Source organism: Paraburkholderia ferrariae NBRC 106233 (genome assembly GCF_000685035.1).
Lineage (GTDB): Bacteria > Pseudomonadota > Gammaproteobacteria > Burkholderiales > Burkholderiaceae > Paraburkholderia > Paraburkholderia ferrariae.
The window spans coordinates 163,267-173,568 of record NZ_BAYB01000024.1 but is presented as its reverse complement, the minus strand read 5'-3'; the positions used below and the strand labels follow the sequence as shown (position 1 = coordinate 173,568).

The following is a 10,302-nucleotide window of genomic DNA, read 5'->3' as shown; positions in this document are numbered from 1 at the left end:
ACGAAAACAAGAAACCCCAAAACCGCCAAGCCACCCAGCCCCAAGCACAGGAAACGTCAAACCACGCGCCAGGGTCTGCGCGGGGCAACACCCGCCCCATAACTCCCTACCCCCGCCCCCGCTTCCGGCTAGTCATCGCCGTTTCGGAAAGATCCACCTCACGCACCAGCTTCGACATCGTTTCATCGTTGATCTTGTGCTGGTTCCGCAGCGCAAGCAGCGTGGCCCGTTCCGCACGCATGGCGGCAAGGCGCATGCGTATCTCCAGCGCCTCGGCCCGGCGCGCGTGATTGCTGCGGTCGCTGTTGCTGTCGAGTGTCGCGAGGCGCCGCCGGTAGGTGTCCATCACCCGCGCCGTCGTATCTGCCGCATAGGCGGCCTCCGATTCGTCCAGGTTCTCGCTCACCTCGTCGTGCAGCGCATCGACCGCGCGTATCGCCGCCTGCGCGGCCTGCGTGCGCGCCGCGCGTTCTTCGGCCAGATGCGCCGGAACGCCCGAGCGGCCCGCGCCGCGCAACAGCGCGGGCAAGCCCACGATCGCCACCAGCAGCGAGGCCAGGATCACGCCGGTCGCGATGAAGATCGCCGTGTCGCGCCCGGGCAGCGCGCTGCCGTCGGCGAGCGCCACCGGCAGCGAGAGCACGCCCGCCAGCGTGACCGCACCGCGCACCCCCGCCACCGTGGTGATCGCGACGGTGCGCAGCCCCGGCACGGCGTTCGCCACGCCCTGGCGGGCGGCATTTCGGCTCGCCACCCAGCGCAGCAGCCAGACCCACGCAAAGCGCATGGCGTAGAGCGCAGCGAGCACCGCGCCGATATAGCCGATCAGCCGCGCCATCTGCGCGTTGCCCGCGTGATGCGCGTCGAGCAGCGCCTTGCCGAGAATGCCGGGAAACTGCAGGCCGAGCAGCGTGAACACCATGCCGTTGAAGACGAACTCGATCATGGTCCAGGTGCTCGCCGCGCGCACGCGCGCCGAAACCGGCCCCAGGTGCGCGACGCTCGTGTAGTTCATCATCATCCCCGCGGCCACGGCGGAAAGCACTCCTGAACATTCCAGGTGCTCGGCGAAGAGATAGGCCGCGAACGGGATCAGCATGGTCATCACCACGCCGGGTGCGGGGTCGCCGTCGTCGGTCACGTTGAGAAAGCGCGCCGACATGTAGCTGCAGATCCAGCCGATCGCCGCGCCAACAGCAAGGCCGCCCGCCGCGATCGCCACGAAGCTGAGCGCGGCTGCGCGCAACGAGAAATAGCCGGTGAGCGCGGCCGCCACGGCGAACTTGAGGGCGACGAGGCCCGAGGCGTCGTTCATCAGCGCTTCGCCTTCCAGAATGTGCATGAGCTGCGCGGGCAGCCGGTCCTTGCCGGCGATGGCCGAAAGCGCCACGGCATCGGTGGGCGAAAGCACGGCGGCGAGCGCGAACGCCACGGGCAGCGAGACGGCCGGCACGAGCCAGTGCACGAAGTAGCCCACGGCCACCACGGTGATCAGCACGAGACCGAGCGCGAGCATGAGGATCGCGCGGCGCTGCATGAAGAACTCGCGCTTGGGGATGCGCCAGCCGTCGGCGAACAGCAGGGGCGGAATGAAGAGCGCCATGAAGATGTCGGGGTCGAACGTGACGTGCGGATTCACGCGCGGAAAGGTGAGCAGCGCGCCAATGCCGATCTGCACGAGCGGCAGCGGCACTTTCACGGGCAAAAGACGCATGACGACACCCGAAAGCGCCACGGCCAGGAGCAGAATGAGAACAGTGAAGAAGATTTCCATCGAACGTGCGAAGCGCGGGACACCCGGGTGTCCCTTCAAAGCGGAAGGTGGGTCGAGCGGCCCGAAGACCGGCAGGGTGGCGACAGTTTAGCCCGAGCCCGGCCGCGGGCGTCCCGAAGCCGGCACGCAAGGCTGGGCAAGCCTGGGCCGGGATGGGCTGAGGCGCGCCGGCGAGGGGCGCCTGCCGGAGAAGCAGGAGGAACGAAGAAGCCGTTGCTGGAGGAGACACAGGCGCAGCAACCCAAGCAGACGCAGACCGCCGCGGCACGAACCACCGGCGCCGGCCGCGCACGATTCTGGTGCGCGCGATGCCCGCTCGCGGCGCATGCAGCGCGTTCGGCCCCCGCACTTCGATGCGTGCCACATCGGAGTGCGAGTGAGCACGGACCTTGCTTTCCAGCAGCCTGTGACGCAATGAACCGGCCTGGCGGCCACAGCGCGCGAGCGTGTCGCGCCACCGCCAGCGCCGTTCTCGCGCGAGAGGAAGGCATGACCATAGAGCAACAGGACAGACCGGCGGTGGTTCCGCACGGTTTCAATTTGAGCGTCGCTTCGGGCCTGCAGCGCTATAGCGCCCAACATGGCGACCTCACGCTGACGAGCGTATTCCAGCCCGTATTCAGCCTCTCGCATATGCGGGCGATCGGCTACGAGGGGCTCTTGCGCGCCCACGACGCCTTCGACCGGCCGGTCTCGCCGCTCGACGTGTTCGGCGACGCGGCGCGCGTGGGCGAGGCGCTGCAGGTGGACCGCCTCGCGCAAGGGCTGCATATCGAGAACTTCAAGCTGCTGGGCGCCGAGCGCGAATGGCTCTTTCTCAACGTGCACCCCGGCACGCTGATCGAGCCGTATCACACGGCGGCGCTGCTGGCGAACCTGCGGCGGCTCGACCTGCCGCCGCGGCGCATCGTGCTCGAAGTGCTCGAAGAGGAGGTCACCGACCTCGAAGCCCTCGCGCGCGCCGTGGCGTCGTTTCGCGAACGCGGCTTTCTGGTGGCGCTCGACGACTTCGGCGCGGGCCACGTGGATATCGGCCGCGTGTGGCAGCTCAACCCCGACATCGTGAAGCTCGACCGCATCATGCTGCTGCACGCGGCGCATCGCTCGGACATGGCGGCTACGCTGCCCGCGCTCGTCACGCTGCTGCACGAGGCGGGCAAGCTCGTGCTGATCGAGGGCGTGGAGACAGAGCAGGAGGCGCAGCTCGCGCTCTCCTGCAACGCGGACTTCGCGCAAGGCTTCTTCTTCGCGCGGCCGGCGCCGGGTCTCACCGACGCGTGCCAGGCGCAATGCGTGATCGCCGAGGCGACGGAGCGCTTTCGCACCCAGACCGAGGAGCGCGAGCGCAGCATGGCAAGCCGTCTTGCGCCTTATGTGCGCGCCTTCGAGCGCGCGGCGGAGCGGCTTTCCGCGGGCGAACCGCTGGAGGAGGTGTGCTGGAACTTCCTCGGCCTCGCGCACGCGGCGCGCTGCTTCCTGCTCGACGCGAGCGGACGGCAGACGGGGCGCAACGTGGTGCTGCGCGTGGATCGCGCCCAGGGCGATGCGCGCTTCCTGCCGCTCGACGACGCACAAGGCGCGAACTGGCTGCGCCGTCCGTACTTTCGCGCGGCCCTCGTCACGCCCGGGCGCGTGCACGTGACCGCGCCGTATCTGTCGATCAACGAGGCGCTGCCGTGCGTGACGCTGTCGATGGCCGTGCAGGTGGGCGACCGGCTGGGCGTGCTGTGCGGCGACATCGACTGGGTGGAGTAGGCGCGCTTCTGCGATCATGTCCGTGGTCTCCACGACACGGTGCGCTCGCATGGAACAGCCGCGGCAACACGAACGGGTAGTGCTCGAAGTCATCGCGACGAGCGCGGCGCGGGTGCATACGGTTCACGTTGGCGCGCGCCGTCCAGATGAACGGCGCGCGCTTCCTTGCTTCGCTATGCCTCGCGTTACCTTACCTGGCGACGACAACCGGAATGCCGCGCAGCGTGCCCGCACCTTTCGCCTGTGCGAGCGCTTCCTTGACCGCCGCGCTCGTCGCGGGCTCGATGCCCAGTCGCGCCGCGAGTTCGCGTTCGCTGCGCTTCACGGCGGCGAGATTTGCGAGCTTCACGTGGCCGTAGCCGCGTACGCGCTGGTGCAGGCTCGCGAGCTTCGCGATGTCGTCGGCGTTTTCGGTGTTCAGGCCGGCGAGGGCGGCGCGCAGCGTGGCTTCGTAGTCGTCGGCGAGGGCGCGCTCCATGCGGCGCTCGAGCGTCTTGCCGAACGGATCGATCCACGTGCCGCGCACGCCGCGACCCTTCGAAATCAGCGCGAGCGCGCTCCAGAGCCACTGGCCGAACTGCATCTTGCGCGGCACTTCGCCATGTTTTGCGCGCGCGAGAACCGGCGGCGCCATGTTGAACTTCACCGTGAAATCGCGGCCCGCCGTGCCTTCGAACTGGGCTTCGAGCGCGGCGCGGAACGCCGGGTCGGTGTGCAGGCGTGCGACTTCGTATTCGTCCTTCACCGCAAGCAGGCGGTAGAACGTTGTCGCGACGGCGCGCGTGAGCGCCTTGTCCGCGGGTTTATCCACGGCGCGCGTTGCATCGACGAGCGCGCGATAGCGCTTCGCGTAGCTTGCGCCGCCGTAGGCGACGAGGCGCGCTTCGCGGTCGGCGATCAGTTCGTCGAGCGTTTGCGTGAGTTTCGGCGCGGCGATCTGCTTGCGCGCGGCATCGAGCGATTCGAGCGCGGCGGGATCGGCGGCGGCGAGGCGGCCAATCGAGAACGCCAGCAGGTTCGCCGGCACGGCCACGTTGTTGAGCTCGATGGCGCGCGTGAGCGCCGCGAGCGAGACCGGCACGAGGCCGAGCTGCCAGGCGAAGCCGAGCATCACGATGTTCGCGCCGATGGTGTCGCCGAGAAAACGCTGTGCGAGGGCCTGCGCGTCGCACGTCGAAAGCGGGTCTTGCGCGCCGGCCGCGCCATTCGTTGCCGCGTGGCGCATTTTCGCGAGCAGTGCGTCCGCATGCAGATTCGCTTCGGGGTTCTGCACGAACGAGGCGTTCGGAATCTGGTGCGTGTTCACCACCATGCGCGTGCGGTCGTGGCGCACGGTCTGCAGCGCGTCGGCGCTCGCGCCCACCACCATGTCGCAGGAGAGCAGCAGGTCGGCCTGCTGCGTGTCGATGCGCACCTGGTTGAGCAGCGCGTCGGTCGCGGCAAAACGCACGAACGAGAGCACCGAGCCGCCCTTTTGCGCGAAGCCCATGAAGTCGAGCACCGAAGCGCTCTTGCCTTCCAGATGCGCGGCCATGCTGATGAGCGCGCCCACCGTCACCACGCCCGTGCCGCCCACGCCGGTCACGAGGATGTCGTAGGGCGCGTTGTCCAGATGCGTCTGCGGCACCGGCAGCGCTTCGACGCGCGCGACGAGCGCCTGCGGATCGAACGCGGCGCCCGCGGCCTTCTTTAGCTTGCCGCCTTCGATCGTCACGAAGCTCGGGCAGAAGCCGTTCACGCACGAGTAGTCCTTGTTGCACGAGGACTGGTCGATGCGGCGCTTGCGGCCCAGTCCGGTTTCCACCGGCTCCACCGAAAGGCAGTTCGACTGCACGCCGCAATCGCCGCAGCCTTCGCACACTTCTTCGTTGATGAAGAGGCGCTTGTTCGGGTCGGGGAATTCGCCCTTCTTGCGGCGGCGGCGCTTTTCGGCGGCGCAGGTCTGGTCGTAGATCAGCACGGTCACGCCCGGGGTGTCGCGCAACTCGCGCTGCACCGTGTCCAGTTCGCTGCGATGGTGGAACGTCGTGCCGTTCGGGAAGAGGCCGTGATGGCCGTCGTACTTTTCGGGCTCGTCGCTCACCACGACGAAGCGCGAGACGCCTTCGGCTTCCACCTGGCGCGCGATCTGCGGCACCGAGATGCTGCCGTCCACGGGCTGGCCGCCCGTCATGGCCACGGCGTCGTTGTAGAGAATCTTGTAGGTGATGTTGGCCTTCGCGGCCACGGCCTGGCGGATCGCAAGGATACCTGAATGAAAGTAGGTGCCGTCGCCAAGGTTCTGGAACACGTGCTTCATGTTCGTGAACATCGAGTGCGCGGCCCAGTCCACGCCTTCGCCACCCATCTGGATCAGGCCCGTGGTGTCGCGCTCCATCCACGAAGCCATGAAGTGGCAGCCGATGCCGGCCTGCGCGATGGAGCCTTCGGGCACCTTCGTCGAGGTGTTGTGCGGGCAGCCCGAGCAGAAGTAGGGCGTGCGGCGCACGGCGTCGGCCACGTTCGAGAGGATCTGCGGCGCGACGAGATCGACCACGCGTTCGCGGCGGTCGAGCGCCGGCTTGTGCTTCGCGAGCCAGGCGGCGAACACGGGCAGGATGCGCGAGGGGCGCAGCTCGCCAAGTTCGGAGAGCTGCACGGTGCCGTCTTCGGCGTGCTTGCCGGTGATGGCGGGGCGCGCGCCTGCCTCGCGGTTGTAGAGGTAATCCTTGATCTGCTGCTCGATCACCGGACCTTTCTCTTCGATCACGAGCACGTCGGTGAGGCCCGCGACGAACGCGTCGATGCGCGACATCTCCAGCGGGAACGAGAGCCCCACCTTGTAGATGCGCACGCCCGCCGCGTCGAGATCGTCGAGCGAGAGATCGAGGCGGCGCAGCGCTTCCATCAGGTCCAGGTGCGCCTTGCCGCAGGTGACGATGCCCACGTTCGCGTGCGGGCTCGGCGCGATCCACTTGTCGATGCTGTTCACGCGCGCGAAGTGGCGCACCGCGTCGAGCTTGGCGGCGAGGCGCGCTTCGATGGCGAGGCTCGGCAGATCGGGCCAGCGGTTATGCAGGCCGCCCGCGGGCGCGGTGAAGCCTTCGGGGGCGTGCCAGTCGGTCTTGATCGCATCGAGATCGACGGTCGAGCCCGACTCCACCGTTTCCGAAATCGCCTTGAAGCCCACCCATGCGCCCGAGTAGCGCGAGAGCGCCCAGCCGTACAGCCCGAATTCGAGCATGTCCGCCACGTTCGACGGGTTCACGACCGGCATGTGCCACGACATCATCGCGAAGTCGCTCTGATGCGGCATCGACGACGACACGCAGCCGTGGTCGTCGCCCGCCACCACGAGCACGCCGCCGTGCGGCGACGAACCGTAGGCGTTGCCGTGCTTGAGCGCGTCGCCCGCGCGGTCCACGCCCGGGCCCTTGCCGTACCACATCGCGAACACGCCTTCGACGGTGCGCTCCGGGTCGGCTTCCACGCGCTGCGTGCCGAGCACCGCCGTGCCGCCCAGTTCCTCGTTGATGGCGGGCAGAAAGCGCACGCCGGCCGCGTCGAGCAGTTTCTTCGCCTTCCACGCCTGCTGATCGACCATGCCGAGCGGCGAGCCGCGGTAGCCGCTGATGAAGCCCGCGGTGTTCAGGCCGTGTGCGGCGTCGCTCGCGTGCTGCATCAGCGCGAGGCGGATGAGCGCCTGGGTGCCGGTGAGGAAAATGCGGCCGCGCGTGGCGGTGAGGTTGTCGCTCAGGCGGTAGTCGGCGAGCGGCGGCGAGGCGGGACCAAACGCGGGCGAGTTGCCGAACGCGGGGCGGGCAGTCATTGGGGGAGTCTCCGTTGTAGTGCTTCGACGCGGCGGCTGTCCGGCCCATGTCGAAAGAGACTCTATTTTTTCGCGCCAATGAGGGAAATATTTTGCTAACTGCCTCTGCCGCCGGGCGGCTTGCGCGAGATGCTGCCCAGCAATGCCATTTTTTGAGATGAATTTTCCGCTACCCGCCAGGAGGGTGTGGCGGACCCCGCCCCGAAGGCCGCTTCAAAGCCCGCTTCAGACGAACTGCGACCCGTACGCAGGCGGCCCGTCGTAGGGCTCGATTTCGTGGAAGTTCGCGTAGTCGATGTGGCTCACGCCGTCCACTTCGTAAAGCAGATCCACGTAGCGGTAATGCCAGCGAATCTCGCCATCGGACCAGCTATGGCGCGCCTGCATGGTCTGCGCCGTCGATTCGTCGGAGCCCTCGATCATCACCAGCAGCGAGGCGTGCTTGTGCGCGAGCGATTCCGCCGTTTCGCCATAGAGCGGGCTGGCTTCGTCGATCACGTGCATGAGGTTCCAGCCGAGCGTGAAGATGGGGTGCTGGTCGCGCACGAGCTTGAGATCGTAGATGCGCCTCGCCGTGTAGCCGTCCGAGGTGGTTTCCACGCGCATGAGCCGCAGCTTCGCGCGGGCTTCGGCAATCACGTTCTGGCGCGCGTTGGCCGCGCGCACCATCAGCGTGGTGTGGCCGTTGATGGGATGCACCACCACTTCGCGCGTGAACATGATCTTCGCGCGCGGGCGCGAGAAGCGCGCGAACACGAGCCCCGTGGCCAACGCCACGCCCGACATGCCGACGAAGATCTCGAAGGTCGCGACGAGGTGGCCATAGACGGTCTGCGGATGCATGTCGCCGTAGCCGACCGTGGCGAGCGTTTCGACGCTGAAGAAGAAGGCGCCGCCAAAGCCGTCCGGGTACTGGTTGGCGATGGGCGCGTGGCCCAGTTGATAGAGGCAGGCGAAGACCGTGTTGAGGATCAGGAAGAGCCCGGCGAGCGAGGCGAAGAAGGTGGGCCAGCGCATGGTGAGCGCGCTGTGATAGAGGTCGCGCCAGTTCGTGGCCGGCATGCCGTGCACGATGATTTTGCGCGAGCCGATGGCGAGCTTGCGCGGCGTCCCGCCGGAGCGACGCTGCCGCTCGGCCGGTCCGGCGCGGTCTTGAGCGGCTTGCGCGGATGCGCTCGGTTGCGACGGCTCGGGCGTCATGGCGGGGTCTCTTCGGGCTGAAATGCGCACAAGCGTAGCAACGCCGAAGAGAGTGGACAAGCGGGATGTGGTGCGGCATGGCGCGCCGCGCGCGCTAGGCTTCGGCACGAACCTCGGCGACAACTCAGGGAAGACTCAGCGACAACTCACGGGAACGCGTGCGGCCTCGGAATGCCCGCGCCGTGCTCGATATCGGCAATCGCCTGGCGGCGAGCCGCATCGACGGCAACCTCCGGCGCCTCGAAGCCCGCATTGCCGCCGAGGGTGATCCACGGCTGCACGGGCTTGTCGCGGTGCGTGATCTGATATTCGGCGTCCCAGCGCGCACCCTGCAGTTCGAGCGGATGCACGCGGATCGCGTAGACGCCATAGAGAAAGAGCTGATCGGCCATGATCGCCTCCAGCCGGATTACCGGTGAACGCCTCGAATTCCGCGCGCCGGGCCTGGCAGGGCGCCCTACAGTTCGAGCTCGCCAAGAATGCGGTGCGCCAGTGCCTTGGCTTCTTCCAGAGCTTCTTCCGGCGTGCCCGATACGCCGTCCACTTCGTAGACCGCGTTTTCGAGTTCCTCGCCGTCGTCGCGCGCCAGTGAGACCAGGCCCTGATACTGGCCGCCGTCCACGGGCCGCGCCGTTGCGACCGCCGTGTAGATCCCCTTGGTGTAGGTGACGTCGTCCATAGCGCGCTCCTCTGGAAAGGAAATACCTGCCCGGCGCGTGGCCCGCACGGCACGCGGCACCGGGAGGAAATTCCATGCTAGCACGTTGCCCGCGCGGTTGCGGGGCACGCAGATGACAGCTAGTCCGCGAGCAGCGCGACCACTTCGTCGAGCGTCGGCGAATGCGCGCCGGGCCGCCGGCAGGCCGCCGCGCCCGCGGCCAGCGCGAACGCCAGGTGTTGGCGCCACGTGCGCTGCGGCGTGCTCATGAGGCTGAAGAGCAGGCCGCCGATCGAGGCGTCGCCCGCGCCCACCGTGTCCGCCACTTCGACGCGCGGCGGCGCCGCTTCGAGCACCTCGCCTCCGGCGGTGTACAGCGAGGCCGCTTGCGCGCCGCGCGTGACGAGCACCGTCGCGGCCGGATTCAGCGCACGCACCGACGCGATGGCCTCGGCTTCGCTCTGGCCCGGGAACAGCATGCGCAGGTCTTCGTCGGAGACCTTGATGAGATCGGCGAGCGCCGCCATGCGGCGCAGGATCGGCTCGTAGCCGTGCGCCATCAGGTTGCGGTAGTTCGGGTCGAAGCTGATCTTCACGCCGGCGGCGCGCAGTTCGGCCGCCAGGGTGGCGAGCGTTTCGCCGAGCGGCTGGCGCACGAGGCTGATGCAGCCGAAGTGCGCCCACTTCGCCTGCGCGCGCCAGCCTTCGGGCAGCTTCGCGGGATCGAAGGCGAGGTCGGCGCTTTGCTCGCCGATGAAGTAATACGCGGGCGGATGCGTTTCGTGGACGATGGCGAGAAGCGGCGGCCGCTCCACGCGCTGCATGAAGCGCATGTCGAGGCCGGCCGCGACGCTCGCGTTCCACAGTTCGTCGGAGAAGTTGTCGGTGCCGAGCGAGCCCACGCAGGCCGTGGGCAGGCCGAGCCGCGCGACCGCGCGCGCGACGTTCCAGCCGGCGCCGCCCGGGTGCGCGCGCCATTGCGAATCGGCATGCGCCGGGGTGCCGTCGGGTGCCGGCGTGCGTACGAGATCGGTGAGGATGTCGCCGGCCGAAACGAAGGCCGGGAAGCCCGACGAGAAGTCGGGGCCCGTGTTGCAGGTACTCATT

Annotated in this window: 7 protein-coding genes; 1 reads left to right on the top strand and 6 read right to left on the bottom strand. The window is 68.2% G+C overall.

The window, feature by feature from the left end; genetic code table 11:
* Nucleotides 1–106: 106 nt before the first annotated feature.
* Nucleotides 107–1,774, bottom strand: a complete 1,668-nt coding sequence (locus BFE01S_RS24630; RefSeq protein WP_028227800.1) for a Na+/H+ antiporter — start codon at nucleotides 1,772–1,774, stop codon at nucleotides 107–109.
* A 489-nt stretch (nucleotides 1,775–2,263) separates the two neighbouring features.
* Between BFE01S_RS24630 and BFE01S_RS24625 the strand changes: the two genes are divergently transcribed.
* Complete coding sequence (locus BFE01S_RS24625; protein ID WP_028227799.1) at nucleotides 2,264–3,529, top strand: sensor domain-containing phosphodiesterase; 1,266 nt, start codon at nucleotides 2,264–2,266, stop codon at nucleotides 3,527–3,529.
* A gap of 190 nt (nucleotides 3,530–3,719) precedes the next feature.
* On the opposite strand, the gene BFE01S_RS24620 is transcribed toward BFE01S_RS24625, so the two are convergent.
* The 5 genes from BFE01S_RS24620 to BFE01S_RS24600 all read right to left on the bottom strand — a co-directional run bounded on the left by BFE01S_RS24620 (nucleotide 3,720) and on the right by BFE01S_RS24600 (nucleotide 10,301).
* Entirely contained in the window at nucleotides 3,720–7,337 is a 3,618-nt protein-coding gene (locus BFE01S_RS24620; protein ID WP_028227798.1) for an indolepyruvate ferredoxin oxidoreductase family protein, read from the bottom strand.
* A gap of 225 nt (nucleotides 7,338–7,562) precedes the next feature.
* A complete protein-coding gene (locus BFE01S_RS39990; RefSeq protein ID WP_042338408.1) occupies nucleotides 7,563–8,537 on the bottom strand; it encodes an ion channel in 975 nt (324 codons plus the stop codon).
* 146 nt (nucleotides 8,538–8,683) lie between these two features.
* Nucleotides 8,684–8,929 (bottom strand): hypothetical protein, encoded by a 246-nt coding sequence (locus tag BFE01S_RS24610; RefSeq protein ID WP_028227797.1) that lies wholly within the window; start codon nucleotides 8,927–8,929, stop codon nucleotides 8,684–8,686.
* Nucleotides 8,930–8,994: 65 nt separating this feature from the next.
* Entirely contained in the window at nucleotides 8,995–9,216 is a 222-nt protein-coding gene (locus tag BFE01S_RS24605; RefSeq protein WP_028227796.1) for a hypothetical protein, read from the bottom strand.
* A gap of 119 nt (nucleotides 9,217–9,335) precedes the next feature.
* A complete protein-coding gene (locus tag BFE01S_RS24600) occupies nucleotides 9,336–10,301 on the bottom strand; it encodes a carbohydrate kinase family protein (RefSeq protein ID WP_028227795.1) in 966 nt (321 codons plus the stop codon).
* Nucleotide 10,302 lies beyond the last annotated feature (1 nt).